Source organism: Enterobacteriaceae bacterium Kacie_13 (genome assembly GCA_013457415.1).
GTDB lineage: Bacteria > Pseudomonadota > Gammaproteobacteria > Enterobacterales > Enterobacteriaceae > Rahnella.
In genome coordinates, this window is sequence record CP045665.1 from 3,362,523 (window position 1) to 3,384,622 (window position 22,100).

Annotated in this window: 21 protein-coding genes; 11 read left to right on the forward strand and 10 right to left on the reverse strand. The window is 53.1% G+C overall.

Annotation, left to right across the window (positions count from 1 at the left end; translation table 11 throughout):
• Nucleotides 1–11 precede the first annotated feature (11 nt).
• From GE278_15290 to GE278_15300, 3 genes are all read left to right on the forward strand, one after another.
• Nucleotides 12–2,183 (forward strand): formate dehydrogenase subunit alpha, encoded by a 2,172-nt coding sequence (locus tag GE278_15290; protein ID QLK62058.1) that lies wholly within the window; start codon nt 12–14, stop codon nt 2,181–2,183.
• Between the two features lie 61 nt (nt 2,184–2,244).
• Nucleotides 2,245–4,542, forward strand: coding sequence for a carbamoyltransferase HypF (gene hypF / locus GE278_15295; protein QLK62059.1), 2,298 nt, complete (start codon nt 2,245–2,247; stop codon nt 4,540–4,542).
• Between the two features lie 15 nt (nt 4,543–4,557).
• Entirely contained in the window at nt 4,558–5,583 is a 1,026-nt protein-coding gene (locus GE278_15300) for a HoxN/HupN/NixA family nickel/cobalt transporter (GenBank protein QLK62060.1), read from the forward strand.
• 5 nt (nt 5,584–5,588) lie between these two features.
• On the opposite strand, the gene GE278_15305 is transcribed toward GE278_15300, so the two are convergent.
• The 3 genes from GE278_15305 to GE278_15315 form a co-directional block, all read right to left on the reverse strand.
• On the reverse strand, nt 5,589–5,918 hold the full coding sequence (locus GE278_15305; GenBank protein QLK62061.1) for an aggregative fimbriae synthesis protein: 330 nt from the start codon (nt 5,916–5,918) through the stop codon (nt 5,589–5,591).
• Between the two features lie 91 nt (nt 5,919–6,009).
• Nucleotides 6,010–6,477 (reverse strand): curlin, encoded by a 468-nt coding sequence (locus tag GE278_15310; protein ID QLK62062.1) that lies wholly within the window; start codon nt 6,475–6,477, stop codon nt 6,010–6,012.
• Between the two features lie 49 nt (nt 6,478–6,526).
• Complete coding sequence (locus tag GE278_15315; protein ID QLK62063.1) at nt 6,527–7,015, reverse strand: curlin; 489 nt, start codon at nt 7,013–7,015, stop codon at nt 6,527–6,529.
• Nucleotides 7,016–7,892: 877 nt separating this feature from the next.
• Here GE278_15315 and csgD point away from each other — a divergent pair.
• From csgD to csgG, 4 genes are all read left to right on the forward strand, one after another.
• Complete coding sequence (gene csgD / locus GE278_15320; GenBank protein QLK62064.1) at nt 7,893–8,543, forward strand: transcriptional regulator CsgD; 651 nt, start codon at nt 7,893–7,895, stop codon at nt 8,541–8,543.
• A 4-nt stretch (nt 8,544–8,547) separates the two neighbouring features.
• Entirely contained in the window at nt 8,548–8,943 is a 396-nt protein-coding gene (gene csgE, locus GE278_15325; GenBank protein ID QLK62065.1) for a curli production assembly/transport protein CsgE, read from the forward strand.
• A gap of 60 nt (nt 8,944–9,003) precedes the next feature.
• The gene (csgF, locus tag GE278_15330; protein QLK63312.1) at nt 9,004–9,396 is read left to right on the forward strand and encodes a curli production assembly/transport protein CsgF; all 393 of its coding nucleotides are present in this window, start codon (nt 9,004–9,006) and stop codon (nt 9,394–9,396) included.
• A gap of 72 nt (nt 9,397–9,468) precedes the next feature.
• Complete coding sequence (gene csgG / locus GE278_15335) at nt 9,469–10,302, forward strand: curli production assembly/transport protein CsgG (GenBank protein QLK62066.1); 834 nt, start codon at nt 9,469–9,471, stop codon at nt 10,300–10,302.
• 60 nt (nt 10,303–10,362) lie between these two features.
• On the opposite strand, the gene GE278_15340 is transcribed toward csgG, so the two are convergent.
• Nucleotides 10,363–10,821, reverse strand: a complete 459-nt coding sequence (locus GE278_15340) for a ketosteroid isomerase (protein ID QLK62067.1) — start codon at nt 10,819–10,821, stop codon at nt 10,363–10,365.
• Nucleotides 10,822–11,006: 185 nt separating this feature from the next.
• Here GE278_15340 and GE278_15345 point away from each other — a divergent pair, with 185 nt between their 5' ends.
• Nucleotides 11,007–12,812, forward strand: coding sequence for a DUF4153 domain-containing protein (locus tag GE278_15345; GenBank protein QLK62068.1), 1,806 nt, complete (start codon nt 11,007–11,009; stop codon nt 12,810–12,812).
• Nucleotides 12,813–12,893: 81 nt separating this feature from the next.
• On the opposite strand, the gene GE278_15350 is transcribed toward GE278_15345, so the two are convergent.
• The 3 genes from GE278_15350 to GE278_15360 form a co-directional block, all read right to left on the reverse strand.
• On the reverse strand, nt 12,894–13,412 hold the full coding sequence (locus GE278_15350; protein ID QLK62069.1) for a cytochrome b: 519 nt from the start codon (nt 13,410–13,412) through the stop codon (nt 12,894–12,896).
• Nucleotides 13,413–13,546: 134 nt separating this feature from the next.
• The gene (locus GE278_15355; GenBank protein ID QLK62070.1) at nt 13,547–14,806 is read right to left on the reverse strand and encodes an alanine transaminase; all 1,260 of its coding nucleotides are present in this window, start codon (nt 14,804–14,806) and stop codon (nt 13,547–13,549) included.
• Nucleotides 14,807–14,926: 120 nt separating this feature from the next.
• On the reverse strand, nt 14,927–15,463 hold the full coding sequence (locus tag GE278_15360) for a GNAT family N-acetyltransferase (protein QLK62071.1): 537 nt from the start codon (nt 15,461–15,463) through the stop codon (nt 14,927–14,929).
• Nucleotides 15,464–15,620: 157 nt separating this feature from the next.
• On the opposite strand from GE278_15360, the gene GE278_15365 reads away from it, so the two are divergent.
• A complete protein-coding gene (locus tag GE278_15365) occupies nt 15,621–17,324 on the forward strand; it encodes a sensor histidine kinase (GenBank protein ID QLK62072.1) in 1,704 nt (567 codons plus the stop codon).
• A 72-nt stretch (nt 17,325–17,396) separates the two neighbouring features.
• Nucleotides 17,397–18,152: a response regulator gene (locus GE278_15370; GenBank protein QLK62073.1), complete on the forward strand. Its 756-nt coding sequence runs from the start codon at nt 17,397–17,399 to the stop codon at nt 18,150–18,152.
• A 35-nt stretch (nt 18,153–18,187) separates the two neighbouring features.
• On the opposite strand, the gene GE278_15375 is transcribed toward GE278_15370, so the two are convergent.
• Nucleotides 18,188–19,153: a glucokinase gene (locus GE278_15375; protein ID QLK62074.1), complete on the reverse strand. Its 966-nt coding sequence runs from the start codon at nt 19,151–19,153 to the stop codon at nt 18,188–18,190.
• 327 nt (nt 19,154–19,480) lie between these two features.
• Here GE278_15375 and GE278_15380 point away from each other — a divergent pair, with 327 nt between their 5' ends.
• A complete protein-coding gene (locus GE278_15380; GenBank protein QLK62075.1) occupies nt 19,481–20,746 on the forward strand; it encodes an ion channel protein in 1,266 nt (421 codons plus the stop codon).
• Between the two features lie 3 nt (nt 20,747–20,749).
• Here the strand turns inward: GE278_15380 and GE278_15385 are convergent, their stop codons facing one another.
• Both GE278_15385 and GE278_15390 read right to left on the reverse strand, forming a co-directional pair.
• On the reverse strand, nt 20,750–21,451 hold the full coding sequence (locus GE278_15385) for an amino acid racemase (GenBank protein ID QLK62076.1): 702 nt from the start codon (nt 21,449–21,451) through the stop codon (nt 20,750–20,752).
• Nucleotides 21,452–21,553: 102 nt separating this feature from the next.
• The gene (locus tag GE278_15390) at nt 21,554–22,027 is read right to left on the reverse strand and encodes a multidrug/biocide efflux PACE transporter (GenBank protein QLK62077.1); all 474 of its coding nucleotides are present in this window, start codon (nt 22,025–22,027) and stop codon (nt 21,554–21,556) included.
• Between the last annotated feature and the right edge of the window lie 73 nt (nt 22,028–22,100).

The window sequence follows — 22,100 nt, forward strand, 5'->3', positions numbered from 1 at the left end:
GAAGGAAGAACATGAAAAAAGTCACCACTGTCTGCCCATACTGTGGGGCGGGATGCAAAATGAATCTGATTGTGGATAACGGCAAAATTATCCGCGCAGAAGCCGCCAATGGCGTGACTAATCAGGGCGAGCTTTGCCTGAAAGGTTACTACGGCTGGGATTTCCTCAACGACACTAAATTGCTGACCCCGCGCCTGACGCAGCCGTTAATTCGCCGGCAGAAAGGCGGCAAATTCGAGGCTGTCAGCTGGGATGAAGCCATCCGTTACACCGCGCAGCGCCTGAAAGAGATCAAACAAAAACACGGCCCACGCTCAATTATGCATACCGGTTCCTCCCGTGGTACCGGCAATGAAACCAACTATGTGATGCAAAAATTCGCCCGTGCAGTGATTGGCACCAACAATGTCGACTGCTGCGCACGCGTGTGCCATGGCCCGTCGGTGGCCGGTTTGCAGGCCACACTCGGCAACGGCGCGATGAGTAATTCCATCGGCGATATTGAGAATTCGAAATGTCTGCTGGTGATCGGCTATAACTGTGCTGATTCGCACCCGATCGTCGCCCGCCGTGTGATCAAAGCTAAAGAGAAAGGTGCGCAAATCATTGTCTGCGATCCGCGCCGCATCGAAACCGCCCGCATCGCCGATCAGCATCTGCAAATCACCAACGGCTGCAACATGGCGCTGGTGAATGCATTTGCCTATGTGCTGATCGAAGAAAATCTGTACGACCACGACTATGTCGCCAAATACACCGAGGGCTTCGAGGAGTACCGCAAAAACGTCGCGAATTATTCGCCGGAAGCGGTAGCGGAGCAGACCGGGGTATCCGCTCAGCAAATCCGTCAGGCAATGCGCACCTACGCCGCCGCACCTTCTGCCACCATCATGTGGGGTATGGGCGTGACACAGTTTGGTCAGGCGGTTGACGTGGTGAAAGGTCTGGCCGGTCTGGCGTTACTGACCGGTAATCTGGGTCGCGCCAACGTCGGCGTCGGGCCGGTGCGTGGGCAGAACAACGTGCAGGGTGCCTGTGATATGGGCGTACTGCCCAACGAATTCCCCGGTTACCAGTCGGTCACTGATCCGAAAGTGCGTGCGAAATTCGCCGATGCCTGGGGGATCGACGTAAACCAGATGGATCCGGAAATCGGTCATCGCATCACTGAAATCCCGCATCTGGCGCTGGAAGGCCACGTTAAAGCTTACTACATCATGGGCGAAGATCCTTTGCAGACCGAAGCGGACTTGAGTCTGGTACGCAAAGGCTTTGAGGCGCTGGAATTTGTGGTGGTGCAGGATATCTTCATGACTAAAACCGCTGAACAGGCCGATGTGATCCTGCCTGCCACCTCATGGGGTGAGCATGGTGGCGTATTCTCCTGCGCGGATCGTGGCTTCCAGCGTTTCGAGAAAGCCATCGAGCCGAAGTACAACGTAAAGCGCGACTGGGAAATCATCAGCCTGCTGGCGACTGAACTCGGTTATCCGATGCACTACAACGACAACCAGGAAATCTGGGACGAAATGCGCGAGCTGTGCCCGCTGTTCTACGGCGCAACCTACGAAAAAATGGGCACGCTAGGGCATGTACAGTGGCCGTGTACCACGCTGGAAAGTCCCGGAACACAGTACCTGTATCAGGACAATCACTTCGATACGCCAACCGGCAAGGGCCAGCTGTTTGCCGCACCGTGGCGCGCACCGGCGGAAGTGCCGGACGGCGATTATCCGCTGGTGCTCTGTACCGTGCGCGAAGTCGGCCACTACTCCTGCCGCTCAATGACCGGTAACTGCGCCGCCCTGCAAACGCTGGCTGACGAACCGGGTTTTGTGCAAATGCATCCACAGGATGCGCAGGCGCTGGGCATCCGCGATCAGCAACTGGTCTGGGTTGCCTCACGCCGTGGCAAAGTCATTTCCCGCGCTAACTTCAATGAGCGCATCAACATCGGCGCGGTTTACATGACCTATCAGTGGTGGATTGGCGCCTGTAATGAACTGACGCAGGAAAATCTGGATCCGATATCTAAAACGCCGGAAACCAAATACTGCGCGGTCAACGTCGAGCAAATCGCCGATCAACGCTGGGCAGAAAACTATGCCCAGCAAACCTACAGCGATATGAAAGCGCGCCTGCGCAGCGCTGTCGAAGATGTCATCCCGGTAGTTGAGGTGTAGTTGATTTAGCGTCTTCTTTTTTACAGAGGAAGACGCTCCTCCTCCTTTTCAGAGAAATATTATGTCTGATTCTTTACTCATCCGCATCAGCGGCAAGGTTCAGGGCGTCGGTTTCCGGCCTTTTATCTGGCAACTGGCTGATCGTTTACGGCTTCGTGGTGAAGTCTGTAACGACAGTGCGGGCGTGGAAATCAGACTGCTTCAGCCCGTCAATATCGATATTTTTGTCGAACAGTTACAGCGTGACTGTCCGCCACTGGCGCGCATCGACAGCATGACTCTCGCCCCTTTCGACTGGCAGACTCCGCCGCAAGATTTCACTATTACCGGCAGTCGCAAAACGCAGATGGATACTCAGGTAGTGCCCGACGCCGCGACCTGCCCGGAATGCCTGAAAGACATGAATCAGCCCGGCAATCGTCGCTTTGGCTACGCCTTTACCAACTGCACTCACTGCGGCCCGCGTTTTACGCTGATCCGCGCGATGCCTTACGACCGCCCTTCTACCAGCATGGCGGATTTCCCACTCTGCCCGGCGTGTCAGCAGGAATATCAAAATCCGGCTGACCGGCGCTTTCATGCGCAGCCAGTAGCCTGCGCACACTGCGGTCCGCAGGTCTCCATCACGCAGCAAAATGGCGATATTTTGGCTCAGGGTCAGGCGGCCATTGAGCAGGCGGTAAGTGCGCTGCGCGCCGGAAAAATCATCGCTATCAAAGGGCTCGGCGGTTTTCATCTGGCCTGTGACGCCACACAACAAGCCGCCGTGATGCGATTGCGTGAGCGGAAACATCGTCCGACTAAACCGCTGGCCGTTATGCTGCCGGACATCATCTGGCTGGCACGTTGCAGCGACGAAAGCCCTCAGTTTGCGCTGCGGGAGGTGTTGCAGTCGCCCGCCGCGCCAATTGTGCTGACGCCGCAGAGTGCGATGTCACCCCTGTGCGCGGCCATTGCGCCGGAGCTCGATGAAGTCGGCCTGATGCTGCCGTTTACGCCGCTGCACCATTTGCTGATGCAGGCTTGCCAGACGCCACTGGTGATGACCTCGGGGAATGCCGCAGACAGCGCCCCGGCATTAACTAATGCGGACGCGCTGAGCCAGCTCGACGGTATCGCCGATCTGTGGCTGCTGCACAACCGCGATATCGTCCAGCGCGCTGATGATTCGCTGGTGCGCCTGACGCCGCAGGGCACAGAAATACTACGCCGCGCCAGAGGTTATGTGCCCGATGCTTTGTCGCTGCCGCCGGGTTTTATCGCGCCGCCGCCATTACTCGCGCTGGGGGGCGACCTCAAAAATACCTTTTGTCTGGTGCGCGGCGGTCAGGCAGTGCTTAGTGCACACTTTGGTTCGCTGGCGCATCAAGACATTGCACTACAACATCAACAGGCGAAGGAACATTTTCAGCATCTCTATGCCTGTACGCCGGCGGTTATTGCGCGCGATGCGCATCCCGCTTACGTCAGTCATGCTCAGGCAGACCGCCCCGGAACTCGGATAATAGACGTTCTTCATCACCACGCGCATATCGCCGCCTGTCTGGCTGAGCATCGCTGGCCGCTGAACGGCGGAAACGTGATTGGTCTGGCGCTTGACGGTCTGGGATATGGTCAGCGGGGTGAAATGTGGGGAGGTGAATGCCTGAACGTGAATTATTTGCATTGTGAACATCTGGGCGGATTACCTGCGGTGGCACTGCCCGGCGGCGACCGCGCTGCGCGGGAACCCTGGCGTAATCTGCTCGCTCAGTGGGTGGCGTTCGTACCCGGCTGGGAACACCTTCCCGAAGCACAGGCGCTGCTGACGCATCCGTGGCAGCCGCTGTCAAAGGCGATCGCAGCCGGGATTAATTCACCGCTGGCCTCATCCTGTGGGCGCTTATTCGACGCCGTTGCGGCCGTCCTCGGCTGCGCGCCGGAAAAACTCAGCTGGGAGGGCGAAGCCGCCTGCCGCCTTGAAGCGCTGGCGCGGCGGGGGTATGGCGTAAAACATCCGGTCACCCTGCCGCTGCTTCATACAGACAAGGGCACCTTTCTCGATTTGGCGGTCTTCTGGCAACAGTGGCTCGGCTGGCAGGCGACACCGGCGGAGCGGGCTTTTGCCTTTCATGACGCGCTGGCACAGGGCTTTGCTGCCCTCGCCCGCTATCACTGTACGAAAACCGGCACCCGCACGGTCGCGCTCGGCGGTGGCGTGCTGCATAACCGCTTGCTGCGCCAGCGTTTATACGACGCGCTGGCCCCCCTGCACGTACTGATGCCTCTCGGCTATCCGGCAGGGGACGGCGGGCTGGCGCTGGGTCAGGCGGTTATCGCCTGTGCCCGTCTTCAATCAGTTTCTCATCAGGCTGAATAATAAATAAGGATCCCCATGATTAACCGCGAGTTTTTTCATACTCATCGCCGCGCCTTTTGGCTTTTTATAGGGCTGATAGCCGTCAATCTGCTGGCCTGGGGCTGGGCGCTGGCGGCCTTTCGCCACAGTGCAGCGTTGATTGCGGCGGCACTGCTGGCCTACGGTTATGGCCTGCGGCACGCTGTGGATGCCGATCACATTGCGGCTATCGATAACGTTACCCGCAAACTGATGCAGCAAGGCCAGCGTCCGGTAGCGGTTGGAGCGTTTTTCTCCCTTGGCCATTCGAGCATTGTGGTGCTGGCCTGCGTGGCAATTGCCGCCACATCGCTGGTATTTGGCAATAAAATCGGCTGGCTGCATGATTATGGCAGCACCATCGGCACGCTGGTCTCGGCGCTGTTTTTGCTGATGATGGCGCTGCTGAATGCGTTGATCCTGCGCGATGTCTATCGCCGTTTTCAGCAGGTGAAACAGGGTCAGACCTTCACAGATAAAGAGGAGTTACAGCAAATTCAGGGCGGAGTGATGAGCAGACTGTTCAGCTTCGCTTTCAATATGGTGAATAAGAGCTGGCAGATGTATCTGGTAGGGTTTTTGTTCGGGCTGGGTTTTGATACCGCCACGGAAATTGGTCTGCTGGGGATTTCAGCCGCAGGCGCGTCGTCCGGGATGTCGGTATGGAGCATCATGGTGTTTCCAGCGCTGTTCGCCAGCGGCATGGCGCTGATTGATTCACTCGATAATTTTGTGATGGTCGGTGCCTACGGCTGGGCGTTCGACAAACCGGTTCGCAAGCTTTATTACAATATGACCATTACCGCTACCAGCGTGGTGATTGCACTGTTTATTGGCGGGCTGGAAGCGCTGGGGCTGATAGCCGATAAACTGGAACTACAAGGTGGAGCGTGGTCGATAGTTGAAAGGCTGAACGATAATATGGGCAGCGTCGGTTACGCCGCCGTGGCCATCTTCGTGGTTTTCTGGGGTATTTCGGCCCTGAATTATCGTCGTAAAGGTTACGATAATCTGCCGGTCTGACACCGTTAGGCGTCACCCGGTAACGTGATCTGTTTTTCCAGACGTAACGTGCCGCCGTCAGTGACCGTAATCATGATTTGCGTTTTGCTACCCGGCGGTACCGAAAAACGCATACGCCCCAGTGGCTGAGGCTGATTGGCAGAAAGGTTGACGTTGCTGCTCTGGCGACTGGTACTGTTTCCGCCGCCGCCTTCCTGCGAGACCGACACCGCCACCTGACAGGCACAGGCTTTAGTGAGACTGACCATCGGTGTCACTACGTAACTTTGTGCATCGCTGTGAGTATCGAACCAAAGCTGGTTTGACATGACGGCAGCGATCAGGAGTAAGTGCATATTTTTATCCTCAGACACATCGTTAAAACAGTCGAAAAAAAACAGGGCTAGTGCCCTGTTTTTAACTCACTCCGTATAGGGAGAAAGCGAATTAGTTTTGAGACGCATACGCCAGGTTAGCAGTACCAACCTGAGTGATGCTGGTCAGAGAACCATTGGCGCCCTGAGAAGCCTGCGCATAGTTACCGGAACCATTCTGGGAGACCAGAACTTTACTGCCGTTAGCGCTTTGCGCCACGTTAGTATTGTTATAGTCACCTTTCTGAACCACGCTGATCAGGCTGCCATCACCGGTCTGATTGGTACCGGCACTGTTTCTGTAGCCATCCTGATTAATCGCAGTCAGCGATTTTTGAGCACCGGTCTGAGTCGCATTCGCGAGGTTTGCGGTACCCTGCTGGTAAATCTGAATTTCAGAATTCCACTGTGTGGCCGTAAACGTCGGCACTGTTGATGGAGGAGTAGAAGGACCGCCACCACCGCCATGATTGTTACCGGTTGCGAATGCACTGCCACTGACGACTAAAGCGGAGACTGCCACAATTTTCCAAAGTTTCATGATGCTACCCCATTAGTTAAATATCGGATGTCATAAGAACGTATGTTTTTTAATGCTGTGTCACTCTAATCGCCATTCCTGACGAGTTTTGTACAACACCGCTGGTCTGGTTCGTACCATTCTGGCGAATCTCAGTCACACTCCGGCCTTTTTGCAGAATGTAAGCCGTATTGCCAAAATTTTGTTGCGTAATGGATGAATTCCCGCCGCCGGTTTGCGATATATAGGCAAAGTTATCGCTGCCGCTTTGAGAAATATCCGCGTTATTTCCATTACCTCTTTGTTTTATCAGTGCGGTATTGTCTGAGCCCGACTGCCGGATAATGCTGGAACTGCCATTCCCCGTTTGATTGCTGTAGGCTGTATTACTATTACCGTTCTGATAAATCATTGATGCATTCCCTGATGAATTCCCCGCACCGTTATAATATTGCTCGGCGCTACCGGAGTTTATCTCTGGAAAAGCCATATCATATTGTTGTGCGTGAACGACCCAGGATGCTGAAAGTAACGCCAGGGTCAATAAAGTCTTTTTCATTTCGTCACCCTGTATTAAAGCCGGAGACCCGTATATTACTCACCGGTTTTATTGCTGTTGACGAATTGATTATGGAGTTTACGAGAAATAAGGAACTCACCCGCACGGCGTATTTTAATTTTACAGTTCATCAAAAAGTATGAGTTGCCCTGTCTCATGCGGATTGACCAGTCGATTCCGGCTAAAGGTCAATATTGCTAATCTGCTGTATGGCATTAATCCTAAAGTAACGGAAAAGAGTCGTTTAATTAATCACACAAATGCAGCTAATCTTAATGCTTCGGGAACGTTCCCTTTTCAAATAAAGCGATCTGCGCCACAATTCCGTTGCTTATAATTGAGGCCAGAACCCCGCCATACCGCCATTTCTTGCCTTTTTAACCCTGCATAGCGAGGCTCTCCCCTACACCACCTAAGTTAAATCGATCATTAGGAGGACCAATATTTGCGTTATTAAAGAAGAAACATGCAGTGTATTGCTGTTTACGGAGAATGATTATGGCTATCGTAACGTCAAAAACACAGGTTTAACAAAGGCAAACGTTAAGATTATGTAAACCTCATTACTTAAGTTTAATTTAATCGGCTCATAGAAAATATTCCCAATACATTAGGAAAGCTTTATACATTTTACGTTACATTTTGAAACACAAATGAGCCTTGCGTAAGAGAGACCAAACGCTAAATTGAGTCTGTACCGCACATGAAACGACCTGAATTATTATGTGCGCCAGGTTGTGTTTATTTTCCATTTTTAGATATACACAGCAAACAACCAGCTATAGATTTAGCAAAATAAGTTATCGGCCTATTTACTGCCTCCCTATATCAGATAGCAGCAGGCCGTGACGATAAAAAATCAGGGCAGGGTTTGATTATGCTTAATGAAACGGCGATCAATAATAATATCCTTTTATTAGTGACAAAACCGTCATTGCAGGCAAGTGCTTTATTGCAACAATTGAAACAGCAACTTTGTGTCAATACGCGACTTCACAACATTCATAAATCCCTGGAGGATCAATATCTTCATCAAACGTTAATTCTCTTCGATATGATGGAAGCCGATCGTCGCACAATTGATCAGTGGCAATCAGCATTACATCATTATCACGATAGCGTGAAGTTATTATTATTAAATACGCCTGACGAATATCATTTTCGGGAAATTGAAACCTGGCCCCGGATCAGTGCTGTGTTTTACCTCTCGACCGATGAAAACAATCTGGTTGAAGGGATTAAAAGCGTGATCCGCGGAGAGTGCTACTTCTCGCAGGGCTTCGCCAGCTATCTGATCAACCAGTCCGGTGCCTTTCGTCACCTTAATTCTGAGGACACCGGACTGACCCATCGCGAAAAAGAGATCCTCAATAAATTACGCGTCGGTGCCTCGAACACTGAAATCGCCCGGTTGCTGTTTATCAGTGAAAACACTGTTAAAACGCATCTCTATAATTTATTTAGAAAAATCTCAGTTAAAAACCGCACTCAGGCGGCGTCCTGGGCCAACGACAATCTCAAGCGCTGACATCATGACACTTTGCAGGAAGACCTTCTGGCTGTGGCTGGCGCTGCTCTGCGCCTCCTGCCTGCATGTTCAGGCAGCAGATGTGAAAGATCCCGGCCTGATTACCGACCATACGGTCACCTCGGTCGGCCATGATTTTTATCGCGGTTTTACCGATAAGTGGGACCGAAACTATCCGGAAACCATCACTATTTCCGAAAGACCCAGCGCGCGCTGGGGCAGTTGGATCAGCATCAAAATAGGCCAGGACACGCTCTATCAGACGCTGTTGTTCCCAAACCGTCGCAATTTTAATAAGGACGTCGACACCGCCATAGATGGCGTCACCGAGGCGCTTTCACGTCGCCAGTTAGACAAGGCGTTACTTGGCACCGGGGATCTTGCCCATGATGAATTTTAATGCACAGCCTCTTGTAAGGAGAGCATCGTGAATATTCCAGTTTCAGTCCCCCGCTCGGTGATGCTGCTGGCGTTGCTGACGGCGTCCCCACTTTCCTGGGGCGGCAATATGGTCTTCCAGTTTGTAAATCCGAATTTTGGCGGTAACCCGAATAACGGCTCGTTTTTACTCAACGAGGCGCAGGCGCAGAACTCCTATAAAGACCCTGACAGCTATGACTTTGGGTCGTCCGGCACCTCTGCGCTGGATAACTTTACGTCATCGATCCAGTCGCAACTGCTTGGCAGCCTGATGGGCAACATCAATCAGGGCAAACCGGGGCGACTGGTGACGCAGGACTTTATAGTCGATATCCAGAATACCGACGGGCAGTTGGTGATGAATGTTACCGATCGCCAGACCGGCAAGGTATCCACCATTCAGGTTCAGGGTTTGTCTTCAACGACAAACTAATACCGACGAACAAAATCCCCAAAATAATTCGATATAAAATCGAAATAAGAAGGGAAAAATGGGAATCAGATCATGCGCAATTATTTATTACTCATCGCAGTTTTTGTGTTGAGCGGGTGCCTCACAGCTGCACCTAAAGAAGCCGCCAGACCGACATTATTACCGCGTGCGCCCAGCTACGCCGACCTGACACACCTCCCTGCACCACAGGGCCGGATCTTTGTCTCTGTCTACAACATTCAGGATGAAACCGGGCAGTTTAAACCGTACCCGGCGAGTAACTTCTCGACGGCGGTGCCGCAGAGCGCCACGGCGATGCTGGTCTCCGCGCTGAAAGATTCGAAATGGTTTATCCCGCTGGAACGTCAGGGGCTACAAAACCTGCTCAACGAACGCAAGATTATCCGCGCCGCGCAGGAAAATGGCAGCGTCGCCATCAACAACCAGCGGCCGCTCTCCTCGCTGGTGGCGGCGAACATTTTGATTGAAGGCTCAATCATCGGTTATGAGAGTAATGTGAAATCAGGCGGGATTGGTGCGCGGTACTTCGGGATCGGCGCCAGCACGCAATACCAGTTGGACCAGATAGCCGTGAACCTGCGTGCTGTCGACGTCAATACCGGGGAAGTTCTGTCGTCAGTTAATACCAGTAAGACGATATTGTCATATGAAGTGCAGGCCGGGGTGTTCCGCTTTATCGACTATCAGCGTCTGCTGGAAGGCGAGCTGGGCTATACCACCAACGAGCCAGTAATGCTATGCCTGATGTCGGCCATTGAATCCGGGGTCATTTATCTGGTCAATGACGGTATCGATCGTAATCTGTGGCAGTTGCAGAATCCTTCAGATATCAATTCGCCGATCCTTCAACGCTATAAAAACACTATTGTCCCTGCCGAATCCTGATGGGAGGCAGTTGGCGAAAGATAGCCGCTGGTTGAGGCGGCTATCTTTCCTTTTTTAACGTCAGGCTTTATTTTCCTCAGTTTTCACCACCTGCCGGTAATTATTGACACGTTTTTTATCCTCAAGATTGAAGTCAGGATCGAGATAAATGCTTACCCGCTTAATCAGTAGCGCGTCAAACTCAAACACCGTACAAAAATGATGACTGCCGGTTTGCGACGTCGGCCAGCGATCGCCGTTTTGCATCACCCCGCGCATCTGGCCTTCCAGCACGAGGGTATCGCCATCACAGACAAACCGGAACGCATCCTGAATGTGCTGGATTTTGTCTATCTCCAGCGCGAAACGCTTACCTAATTCTCCCAGTGAAGATTTACCCTGCGCGGTGCCAAACTTAGGAAAAAACAGCTGTACGTCTTCCGCAAAAAGATCTAGTAAGGAAGCATCTGCCTGATCCAGTTTGGCGTAAAAATTCTTCACAACGTCGATGCGTTTATCTTTCAATTGTTGTTCTGTCATTTTCACCTCGAATTCTCTCCCCCAACCTCAAGCCTAGTGACTGTCGCTGAATTTGCCAGTTATGCGACCCTGCTCACAAAATGACAGCCGGGCCAGATTAAAGAGTTTTCTGCACTCCTTCGCGGAACCCATTACACTGACAGCACTTTTTCATTTACTTGCCCTTACATCTTGGAGAGTCACGGATGCCTCAGTTCACCCGCGCAGGCAGCGTTATGCCACCTGTTCCCTCTGCCGCCCGCGCATTGATCCTCGCGATTTGCGTACTCCAGGGGCTCTTGCTGTATTTCTTCCTTTCATACCACGCGTCCCCCGCGCTCGAATCCCTGAGCCATAATATTTACGGCCAGACGATGGCATTTACATTACCGGTACTGATTTCTTTATCTGTGGTGCGACTGAATGACCGTCGTTTTTGGGGCTGTATCGCAGTGCTTACGCTGTTGCTCGCGGGCATGTCGGCATGGGTAAAAAGCAACAGCATGGCAACGCCTGCAGATTCGCTGCTCCTGCCTTTTTACCTTTCACTGATCGTACTTATCTATTTTGTGTTGCCGTGGTTGCAGGTGCAGTCTTTCACTTCCCAGACGCGCTACCGCTATGCCAATCTGGCGGCCTGCTATTCGCAAAATACCCTGTGCCTGATGCTCACCCTGCTGCTGATGCAGCTGACCGTCGGCGTGCTGGCTCTGTGCAGCGCGCTGTTCCGGTTGATCGGCATTGACTATTTCCACGAGCTGTTTTTCGACACGCCACTGTTTATGTGGCTGGTTTACGGGGTATTACTCGGGATCAGTATCATCAGCTGTCGCACGCAGCCATCATTGATGAATGTCACCAAAAACATCATCCGCCTTATCCTGAAATGTCTGCTGCCGCTGGTGGCGTTCGTGGCGTTGATCTTCCTTTGCGCCCTGCCGTTTACCGGTCTGAAAGCCCTGTCGACCGCCTGGTCGGCAGCCAGTCTGCTGACCGTGATGGCGATGAGCATTCTGATACTGGTTAACGTAGTGCGCGAAACGGACAGCGCGGTGAAGCCGTATCCACACATCATCCGCCTGATGGTAAATGCCGCTATCCTGTTGCTGCCGGTGTATGCCGCACTGGCGATGTACGCGACCGGGCTGCGCATCGCGCAGTACGGTTGGACGCCGCAGCGCCTGTGGGCGGTGCTGACCATCGGCGTAACGCTGGTGGCTTCAATTTGCTACAGCCTGTCCGTTATCGATAAACGCCCCGACTGGTTGCCGCACATCACGCAGTTCAACAAACCGCTGTCGCTGCTGATAGTAGTGCTGGTGATCGCCGTGAACAGCCCGTTGCTCGACCCCTATCGCATCAGCGTGAATAATCAGATCGCCCGTCTGGACGAAGGAAAAACGCAGGCAAAAGATCTCGATTTGCGAATGCTGCGCTTCGATACCGGCCGGCGTGGAAATGAGGCGCTGATAGCGCTACAGCAAAACCCGGCGTTTATGACCGATCCGCGCCTGATGACAATCTTGAAAAACACGATTTCTCAGACTTCGCGCTGGGGGTCTTACGGTGTGGAAGATGCCGCTCAGGCGGCAAAAAATTATCGTCCGGAAAATGCGAAGAAAATGTTTCAGCTGGCGAAGGGCTCAGTTTCACCTGAGGATGCCTGGTGGAACAGCCTGCCGGAGCTGGAGAAATACACCAGCACGCTGCGCGATTGCCTCGGACTGCAGGGTGCATGCATCCTCAATACGCTCGAGCTAAATAATGACAAACAGAAAGAAATTTTCCTGTGTAACACGCTCAATACCGTTTCCATCAGCTGCCGTATTTACGCCAAACAGGCAGGAAAATGGCAGCAGGCTGGCGAACTGTATCTTTACGATGACAAAGATAAAGACGGGCTGATTCAGGCGCTGCGCAACGGGGAAGTGAAACCGGTACAGCGCAGATGGGCAGATGTGCAGATTCAGGGCAAACGTCGGGTAGTCCATTACAGCAGCGAAAACGAGTAATCTTTTATGTTATGTCCCGGCAGTCACTCTGATTGCCGGGACATAATATGGTCAGTTCATCAAAATCTCGGTTTACCAAAATCAAGGCGTCATACGTAACAGCGTATCGTCCTTACGAACGTAATGATGATAAATCGCCGCCAACGCATGTAAGCCAATCAGGTAATAACCGCAGTTCGCCAAAAACTCATGGGTCGCTTTCACTGCGCTGCGCGTGTCAGGATCCGGCGTCACGAACTGCGGCACCTGCCAGCCCAGCAAAAACCACTCCCGCCCGCCAAACTCCAGCGTCAGCACGCCCAGCACCGGTAACGACAAAAACAGCAAATACAAAATGCCATGAACGGCGTGCGAAGCAGCATGTTGCCAGCGCGGCAGCGGTGGCGTGACCGGCGGAGTGGCGTGGCGGGTGCGCAGAAAAATACGCGCAAACATCAGCAGCCAGACGCAAATCCCAAAGTTGAAGTGCAGCAGCTTTACCAGGGGCTGATTATCTTCCGGGAAATAATCGCGGGTAAGCATCGCGGCGTAGGTCAGGATAATCATCAGCAACGTCGCCCAGTGCAGGCTAATCTGAGACAGCGAATAACGGGTTTTCATAGGTCATTTCCTGGGCGGGTCAACACAATATCAACAGGGTTATCGCAGTGAGTATAAGGGGTAATCATGCAGACTTTATGAAAACAAAAGATAAAAAAACCGGGACAAGCCCGGTTTTATGAAGAACTATTGAATTACGGATTGAGCGCCGGATCCTGTTCCACCGGTGATTCACCCGCCGCTTTCTTCGCAGGCAGCAAACCGTCGGCGCGGAACATCGCTTTGATACCGCGAATTGCCTGACGGATCCTGTCCTGGTTTTCGATCAGCGCAAAGCGCACATGGGTATCGCCATAATCTCCAAATCCGATGCCCGGGGAAACACAAACTTTGGCATCCGCCAGCAGACGTTTGGCAAACTCCAGAGATCCCAGATGCGCATACGCCGGAGGAATTTTCGCCCAGACGTACATCGACGCTTTCGGGTTTTCCACCATCCAGCCCGCTTCGTGCAGACCGCGCACCAGCACGTTACGACGCTGACGGTATTGCTCGGCGATGTCTTTCACGCACTGCTGATCGCCTTCCAGTGCGGCAATTGCTGCAACCTGCAACGGCGTGAAGGTGCCGTAATCGTGATAACTTTTGATACGCGCCAGCGCACTGACCAGCTCAGGGTTACCCACCATAAAGCCGATACGCCAGCCCGCCATGTTGTAGCTTTTCGACAGCGTGAAGAATTCCACCGCGATATCTTTTGCGCCCGGCACCTGCATGATCGACGGTGCTTTCCAGCCGTCATAGACGATATCGGCATAGGCCAGATCGTGGATCACCAGCACGTCGTACTGTTTCGCCAGCGCAACGACGCGTTCGAAGAAATCAAGTTCCACGCACTGCGCCGTCGGGTTAGAGGGGAAACCGAGGATCATCATTTTCGGGCGCGGAATGGTTTCGCGGATAGCTTTTTCCAGCTCAGCGAAGAAATCCACTCCTTCGGCCAGCGGCACGGAGCGCACCTGCGCACCGGCTATCACCGCACCGTAGATGTGGATGGGATAACTTGGATTCGGCACCAGCACGGTGTCACCGTGATCCAGCGTGGCCAGCATCAGATGCGCCAGACCTTCTTTCGAACCGATGGTGACGATGGCTTCGCTTTCCGGATCAATCTCCACCTGATAGCGATCCGCGTACCAGCGAGAGATGGCGCGGCGCAGACGCGGGATACCGCGCGAGGTCGAATAACCGTGAGTGTCTTCACGCTGGGCAACCTGCACCAGTTTTTCCACGATGTGTGGTGGCGTCGGGCCGTCGGGGTTACCCATACTGAAATCGATAATGTCTTCGCCGCGATGACGCGCAGCCATTTTCAGCTCAGCGGTGATGTTGAATACATAAGGGGGAAGACGATCAATGCGTGAAAAACGACGTGGTGAACGTGAGTCAGCCATAAATTCCTCGAGGATACGTAAGCGCCCGGACCGTCCGAGCGACGCTGGCCGCTTTGCGGCCTTCCACGAACATATCGCAGTCGCAAAAAACTGTCGAGAGAGTGAGCAACATTTTTTTAACTAAGGACGCGGATCGCTTTTCAGCAGCCCCAGCAGCCAGTCGTTCTTCCACGCTTCCCCGATGCGGTAGCTGTCGCGCAGCAGCCCTTCCATCTGAAAACCACATTTCTCCAGTACACGGCGTGAAGCGTGATTACCTTCCAGCACGTTGGCCTGTAAGCGGTGGAAATCGCAGTGTTCGAAGGCAAAGTTCAGCACTTCGCGCAGGGATTCCACCGCATAACCTTTGCCCTGGTGTTCCGGTGCCAGAATAAACCCGACCTCCGCCTGCTGATAAGGTCTCCAGTCGGGGAAGAATCCGGTCAGGCCGACGGCAGCGCCGGTCTCTTTTTCGCGGATCAGTAAACACAGCCAGAAATCGCAATAACGATCCCAGTTACCCAGACGCTGTTCAAAGCGGCTGTGGATCTGCGCGGGGGTTTCGAGATTACCGATAAAACGCATGACGTCAGGGGTCTGATACAACCGCAGGAAAAAAGCCCAGTCGTCGACCTGAAGCGGCTGCATTACCAGCCTTGAGGTGGATAAAGAAATCATGTCCAAAACTCCCTTGCTGTCTGTTAACTATCCCTGATTTTATCGTGCCATAACAGACTGCGGAGGGTCTGTCCGGTGGTTAATCACGGGCCTTTTACATATAATAAACCACGAATTAATTTAGCGTGATTATACAATGTCGCGCAGAGAACCTGCCATGCAACACATGTTTGATATGCTGCTGGCGGTCTTTGACCGCGCAGCGCTGATGCTGATCTGCCTGTTCTTCCTCACGCGCACCCCGCTGTTTCGCAAACTGCTGCACAAAGAAAACGAAAACCACACGGCGCTTGAGCTGACGGCGGTCACGACGATTTTCTCGCTGTTTGCTATTTTCGGTACGCTCTCAGGCATCAACGTCGAAGGCTCGCTGATTAACGTGCGAACCATCGCCATTATGTCCGGCGGGATCCTGTTCGGCCCCTGGGTGGGAATTATTACTGGGGTGATTTCCGGCACGCACCGTTTTCTTATCGACATTCACGGTCCGACCTCCATTCCTTGTCTGATCACCAGCATTACCGCCGGTTTCCTCTCAGGCTACATCAATAAGAAAGTCAAAAAAGCGCTGCACTGGAAGATAGGGATCCTCGCCGGCATGATGTGCGAAACGCTGACCATGGTGCTGATCCTGCTGATGGCGCGCCCGTTTTCACTCGGGCTGGATATCGTGATGAACATCGCCGCGCCACTGATCCTTGGTGCCAGTTCCATCGGACTTATCGTACTGCTGGTGCAAAGCGTCGAGGATGAAAAAGAGGTGATCGCCGCCCGGCAGGCCAGGCTGGCACTGGATATCGCCAATAAGACGTTGCCGTATTTTCGCGATATCAATGCCAACGCGTTAGCCAACATCTGCCGGATTATCCGCGATGATATCGATGCCGATGCCGTAGCGATCACCGACAATAAAAACATTCTGGCGTACGTCGGTGTGGGCGCGGAAGAATACAATATCGGCCATGAAACACTGAGCGACATGACCAAAGCCACGCTGGAAAGCGGGGAAATCACGGTCAGAAACAACGACGAAATGCACCGCACGCCGCAGATCCATTCGCTGATTATCATTCCGCTGTGGGAAAAAGGCGAAGTCACCGGCTCACTGAAAATCTATTATTGCGATCCGCACCGCATCACTTATTCGCTGAAAGTCATGGCAATCGGGCTGTCGCAGATTATGTCGACGCAGATGGAAGTGTCCCGCACCGAACAGCTGCGCGAAATGGCCAATAAAGCCGAAATGCGTGCGTTGCAGAGCAAGATCAATCCGCACTTCCTGTTTAATGCGCTTAACGCGATTTCCTCATCGATCCGTGCCAAACCGGATGTCGCGCGCCAGCTGGTGATCAATCTCTCCCGTTATTTGCGCTACAACCTTGAGCTGAACGATGAGCTGATCGACCTGCGCAAGGAGCTGCATCAGGTGCAGGATTACATCGCCATCGAACAGGCGCGTTTTGGCAGCAAACTGACGGTAATCTACGATATTGATGATGATATTTCGGTGAAAATTCCCAGCCTGCTGATCCAGCCGCTGGTGGAAAACGCCATTGTGCATGGCATCCAAAAGTGCAGCGGTAAAGGCGTGGTGGTAATTTCAGTGAAGCACCATGCAAAGGGTATCTGGGTTTCGGTGAAAGACACTGGCCACGGAATTAATCAGGAAACCATTGACCGCGTGGCGCGCAATGAAATGCCGGGCAATAAAATCGGCCTGCTGAATGTGCATCACCGCGTCTCTTTACTGTATGGTCAGGGGCTGGTTATCCGCCGCCTCGAACCCGGCACCGATATTTCGTTTCTGATCACTCAATCCCCGGCAAAAGTCACGGCAGCCCTCGAGAGCGATATAGCCTGACCACGTTAAGGGAAGCAATATTCACATTTTACTCACGCCCGCTTTTCGGGCGTTCGTACAGGGGATAATTCCATGAAAGCTATTATCGTCGAAGATGAGGTGCTGGCTCAGGAAGAGCTGAGTTATCTCATCAATACGCACAGCAGCATCAAAATTGAAGCCACGTTTGACGACGGGCTGGACGTGCTTAAATATCTGCAATCTCATGAAGTGGATGCTATTTTTCTCGATATCAGCATCCCTTCCCTCGACGGTGTATTACTGGCGCAAAACATCAGTAAATTTGTCCACAAGCCTTACATCGTGTTTATCACAGCCTATAAAGAACATGCTGCCGAAGCCTTTGAAATAGAGGCGTTTGACTACATTCTTAAGCCGTATCACGAGTCACGCATTGTGACCATGCTGCAAAAGCTGGAATCGCATTTTGCACGGGATAAACAGAGCGTAAATAAGCCAGAAGATGTTCACCCGGCTCAGGGCAATGCCATCCGCGTGAGCCACAGCATCAATCTTATCAAAGACGAACGCATTATCGTCACTGACATCAACGATATTTATTACGCTGCCGCGCAAGAAAAGGTGACGCAGGTGTATACCCGCAAAGAAGAATTCACCATGCCGATGAATATCACGGAGTTGTGCAACCGCCTGCCGGAAGAGCATTTTTTCCGCTGCCACCGGTCGTATTGTGTGAATTTGTCGAAGATCCGCGAGATAGTGCCGTGGTTTAACAACACCTACATTTTGCGGTTGAGCGATCTGGATTTTGAAGTGCCGGTGAGCCGCAGCAAAGTAAAAGAGTTCAGGCAGTTAATGCGGTTTTAATATGATTTCCTCCCCTTCGCAGGGGAGGCTTAAAATCAGATGGTCATACCCATCGACTGGCGCAAGTAGGCACCTGCACCCAATAACCCTGGCTGATCGTGAGTGATCAGGAAGACAGGAATATCCATCAGGTAATCTTTGAAACGACCTTTGTCTTCAAACGCCGCGCGGAAGCCGGAGGCTTTAAAGAACTCCAGGAAGCGCGGGACGATGCCTCCTGCAATGTACACGCCGCCGAACGTGCCCATGTTCAGCGCCAGATTGCCACCGAAACGCCCCATGATCACACAAAACAGCGACAGCGCGCGGCGACAGTCGACGTTTTCATCGGACAACGCCAGCTCGGTCACGTCTTTTGGTTTGAAGTTTTCCGGCACGCGGTTATCGGATTTCACAATTGCGCGGTACAGATTCACCAATCCCGGACCGGAGAGAATGCGCTCGGCAGAAACGTGACCCATTTCGGTACGAAGCTGTTCGAGAATGATGTCTTCCTCTTCGCTGTTCGGTGCAAAATCCACATGGCCGCCTTCGCCAGGCAGGCTAACCCACTGTTTATTGGCGTGGATCAGGTGCGCAACACCAAGACCGGTACCCGCCCCGTAAATCACCGCGGGTTTGCCGTCCTGCGCTTTCTTACCGCCGAACTGCAACAAATCTTGTTCTTTCAACATCGGGATCGCCATCGACACGGCGGTGAAGTCGTTGATGACTTCCAGATGCTGCAGGCCAAGGCTTTTTTTCATTTCGGCAATGGAGAACGCCCACGTATGGTTGGTCATCGCCACCCAGTCACCGGTGATCGGACAGGCAATGGCAATACACGCATCCTCAACCTCCTGATGCTGCTGCGAGAGATACTCACGCACCGCCGCTTCGAGGCTGTCGTAATCGAGCCCGGAAAAGGTTTGTGACTGTGAAATTTCGCCGCTGTCTAAAGCGCAAAGCGCCAGACGGCAGTTAGTGCCCCCGACATCGCCCACCAGGGAGTATTTGGTCATGTTATTCTCCACGAAAATAATGTAGTTATACTGCGCACCCGCGTCAAAACGGCTGGGCCAGAGAGTACGCTGCAAGACGCCACGATGTAAGCGGTACTCATCGATTAATGCGACTGGCTAAAGCCTGCTAACAAGGCTATACAAGGTAAAAGTGCTGAATAAATCGTGTGGGCAAAATAGCCGTATTTGCTATACGCTGCAACGCTGTTTTGAACCAACGCACATTTATGCGGCATGTCACACAAAATAATGTCGAAGGTCCGCTATCCGAACGCGCTAAAATTCATCGGAACTATCAGATAAGTATAACTATAAGGAAATATTTGCATGTTTCATCCCCGCGCCAGAATCATGCTGGCTTTTGCACTGCCTGCTCTCATTATCGGCGTGTTATCGAGCCTGATTCTGGTGGCGGTCATGATGATTGCCGGTGCGCTGCAAGCCTTACTGTGGCAGCACATTCCTGCCGTTCTGCACGTAAATACTCAGTCTGCCAGCTGGACGTTGTTCATGCTGACATTGACCGGTATCGGCGTCGGTGCACTGATAAAGTATATGCCAGGACACGCCGGGCCGGATCCGGCAGCAGAATCACTGATCGGCGCACCCGTCGCAGTCAATGCCTTACCCGGTCTGGCGCTGGCGCTGATGCTCGGTTTAGCAGGAGGTGTCAGCCTCGGCCCAGAATATCCGATTACCGTGATCAATATCGCGCTGGCCGCCGCCTTTGGTGCGCGGTTTATGCCGAAAGTCCCGACCACCGACTGGGTGATCCTGGCGGCGTCCGGGACTATCGGTGCGCTGTTTGGTACGCCAGTGGCTGCGGCACTGATTTTCTCGCAGACACTCGCCACCAATAAAGATGTTCCGCTATGGGATCGCCTGTTCGCTCCGCTGGTCGCGGCAGGCGCAGGGGCGATCACCACCGATCAGTTCTTCGAGCCGGATTTTTCCCTGAGTATTCCACCGTATAACGGCTCTCATTTGATCGATATTTTCAGCGGTTCGATAGTGGTGCTCATTGCCGTTGCGCTGGGGATGATCGCCGTCTGGCTGTTCCCACACGTTCACCGGCTGTTTAACACCCTACACAATCCGGTGCTGAAACTGGGGATCGGCGGATTCGTGCTCGGCCTGCTGGCGTTGATCGGCGGGGAGATCACGCTGTTCAAAGGGCTGGATGAAATGAAAGAACTGGCGCACTCCAACCAGTTGTTTGAGATGGGGCCGCTGCTGGCGATCACCCTGACCAAACTCGCAGCCTTAGTGGTGGCGGCAGCCTGCGGTTTTCGCGGCGGACGCATTTTCCCGGCGGTATTTGTTGGCGTTTCGCTCGGCCTGATGCTGCATCAGTACGCGCCAGATGTACCGGCTGCGGTGACGGTTTCCTGCGCCGTGATGGGCATGGTGCTGGTGGTGACGCGCGACGGCTGGCTCAGTTTGTTTATGGCCGCCGCCGTAGTGCCGGGGCTGAAATTATTGCCGCTACTGTGCATCGTGATGCTGCCAGCCTGGCTGATGCTGGCAGGTAAACCGCTGATGCTGGTAGCGAAACAGCAGCTACGTCGTCAGCCGCCGGATTCTGAGTCATAAAGCTTAAACACCGTCTTTAAGAGAGAACTCCGCCGCTGCCAGCGCATGGATGGCGGTGGTGTCAAAGACCGGCACACTGGCGTCTGGGGCACCGACCAGCAGGGTGATTTCAGTACAGCCGAGAATAATGCCTTCGATGCCCTGCTGTTCCAGTTTGTTAATTATCCGCCGGTATTCTTCCCGTGACGCATCATTAATGATCCCCAGACACAGTTCTTCGTAGATGATCCGATGGACAATTGCGCGGTCGGCTTCATCCGGCGTCAAAACCTCAATCTGATGAATATCCTGCAAACGCCCGCGATAGAAATCCTGTTCCATGGTGAAGCGGGTACCAAGCAGGCCGATTTTTCGCAGTCCCTGCCCCTTAATTTTTTCTGCCGTCGCATCAGCGATATGCAGTAATGGCAGGCCGCCGATGCGTTCAATATCGTCCGCCACTTTGTGCATGGTATTGGTACACACCACAATGACCTCTGCCCCGGCGCGCGCCAGCGCATTCGCCGCATTGCCGAGGATTTCGCCCGCCTGCTGCCAGTTTCCGGCCATTTGCAGTTTTTCAATTTCATAGAAATCGACGCTGTAGAGAAACAATTTGGCCGAGTGTAAACCGCCGAGCTGCTGCTTTACGTGTTCATTGATCATTCGGTAATACGGCACGGTAGATTCCCAGCTCATGCCGCCAATCAGCCCTAACGTTTTCATATTCGCCCCAGAATTTGTGTGAAGTGCAAAACCATAACCGACAAAAAGCCCGCAAACAAAGGAAATGTCTGCGGGCCTTGCGGTGTCGCGTCAATGCGGTGATCAGTGCTTCGCGGGGCAATCCTGTATTGTCTGACGACGGCTAATCCAGCGATGACGCAGCGTGTCATAGAGCCAGTTGTACGCCACGGTGTACGGCAGGAAGAACAGGAAGAACCCGATTTCCAGCATGAAGGCGTCCAGCAGGCTGATGCCCAGCCACAACGCGGCAATTGGCAGGCCAATAAGGATAAAGCCGCCTTCAAAGCCCAACGCGTGAGCCACGCGGATTTTAAATGTCCGCACCACGCGGGATACGGGCCAGAACCGGTCAAAAATGCTGTTGTAGACAATATTCCACACCATCGCCGTTGTCGACAACATGATTGCCAGTGCGCCCATTTCCCAGACCGGTTTATTTAACAACCATGCCGCCGCCGGGGCTGAGATCAGCACAGCCAGCGTTTCGAAGCCCACCGCATGAAAAATGCGCTCGCCGAAGGTTTTCTGAGAGATATTCCGTGTTTGCTTAGACATAAAAACCTGCCTGATTCCTGAATGTTGATGAGTGACGGTTGTCACAGGGGGGCATTATCATCAAAAAATGAGA

What these genes read in the sequence shown, in the direction of transcription:
- csgE (QLK62065.1), top strand. Translation starts at nt 8,548, where the DNA reads ATGACACTTTGCAGGAAGACCTTCTGGCTGTGGCTGGCGCTGCTCTGC.
- GE278_15365 (QLK62072.1), top strand. Translation starts at nt 15,621, where the DNA reads ATGCAACACATGTTTGATATGCTGCTGGCGGTCTTTGACCGCGCAGCG.
- csgG (QLK62066.1), top strand. Translation starts at nt 9,469, where the DNA reads ATGCGCAATTATTTATTACTCATCGCAGTTTTTGTGTTGAGCGGGTGC.
- hypF (QLK62059.1), top strand. Translation starts at nt 2,245, where the DNA reads ATGTCTGATTCTTTACTCATCCGCATCAGCGGCAAGGTTCAGGGCGTC.
- GE278_15340 (QLK62067.1), bottom strand. Translation starts at nt 10,821, where the DNA reads ATGACAGAACAACAATTGAAAGATAAACGCATCGACGTTGTGAAGAAT.
- GE278_15350 (QLK62069.1), bottom strand. Translation starts at nt 13,412, where the DNA reads ATGAAAACCCGTTATTCGCTGTCTCAGATTAGCCTGCACTGGGCGACG.
- GE278_15290 (QLK62058.1), top strand. Translation starts at nt 12, where the DNA reads ATGAAAAAAGTCACCACTGTCTGCCCATACTGTGGGGCGGGATGCAAA.
- GE278_15370 (QLK62073.1), top strand. Translation starts at nt 17,397, where the DNA reads ATGAAAGCTATTATCGTCGAAGATGAGGTGCTGGCTCAGGAAGAGCTG.
- csgD (QLK62064.1), top strand. Translation starts at nt 7,893, where the DNA reads ATGCTTAATGAAACGGCGATCAATAATAATATCCTTTTATTAGTGACA.
- GE278_15355 (QLK62070.1), bottom strand. Translation starts at nt 14,806, where the DNA reads ATGGCTGACTCACGTTCACCACGTCGTTTTTCACGCATTGATCGTCTT.
- csgF (QLK63312.1), top strand. Translation starts at nt 9,004, where the DNA reads ATGCTGCTGGCGTTGCTGACGGCGTCCCCACTTTCCTGGGGCGGCAAT.
- GE278_15305 (QLK62061.1), bottom strand. Translation starts at nt 5,918, where the DNA reads ATGCACTTACTCCTGATCGCTGCCGTCATGTCAAACCAGCTTTGGTTC.
- GE278_15375 (QLK62074.1), bottom strand. Translation starts at nt 19,153, where the DNA reads ATGACCAAATACTCCCTGGTGGGCGATGTCGGGGGCACTAACTGCCGT.
- GE278_15390 (QLK62077.1), bottom strand. Translation starts at nt 22,027, where the DNA reads ATGTCTAAGCAAACACGGAATATCTCTCAGAAAACCTTCGGCGAGCGC.
- GE278_15345 (QLK62068.1), top strand. Translation starts at nt 11,007, where the DNA reads ATGCCTCAGTTCACCCGCGCAGGCAGCGTTATGCCACCTGTTCCCTCT.
- GE278_15380 (QLK62075.1), top strand. Translation starts at nt 19,481, where the DNA reads ATGTTTCATCCCCGCGCCAGAATCATGCTGGCTTTTGCACTGCCTGCT.
- GE278_15315 (QLK62063.1), bottom strand. Translation starts at nt 7,015, where the DNA reads ATGAAAAAGACTTTATTGACCCTGGCGTTACTTTCAGCATCCTGGGTC.
- GE278_15300 (QLK62060.1), top strand. Translation starts at nt 4,558, where the DNA reads ATGATTAACCGCGAGTTTTTTCATACTCATCGCCGCGCCTTTTGGCTT.
- GE278_15310 (QLK62062.1), bottom strand. Translation starts at nt 6,477, where the DNA reads ATGAAACTTTGGAAAATTGTGGCAGTCTCCGCTTTAGTCGTCAGTGGC.
- GE278_15360 (QLK62071.1), bottom strand. Translation starts at nt 15,463, where the DNA reads ATGATTTCTTTATCCACCTCAAGGCTGGTAATGCAGCCGCTTCAGGTC.
- GE278_15385 (QLK62076.1), bottom strand. Translation starts at nt 21,451, where the DNA reads ATGAAAACGTTAGGGCTGATTGGCGGCATGAGCTGGGAATCTACCGTG.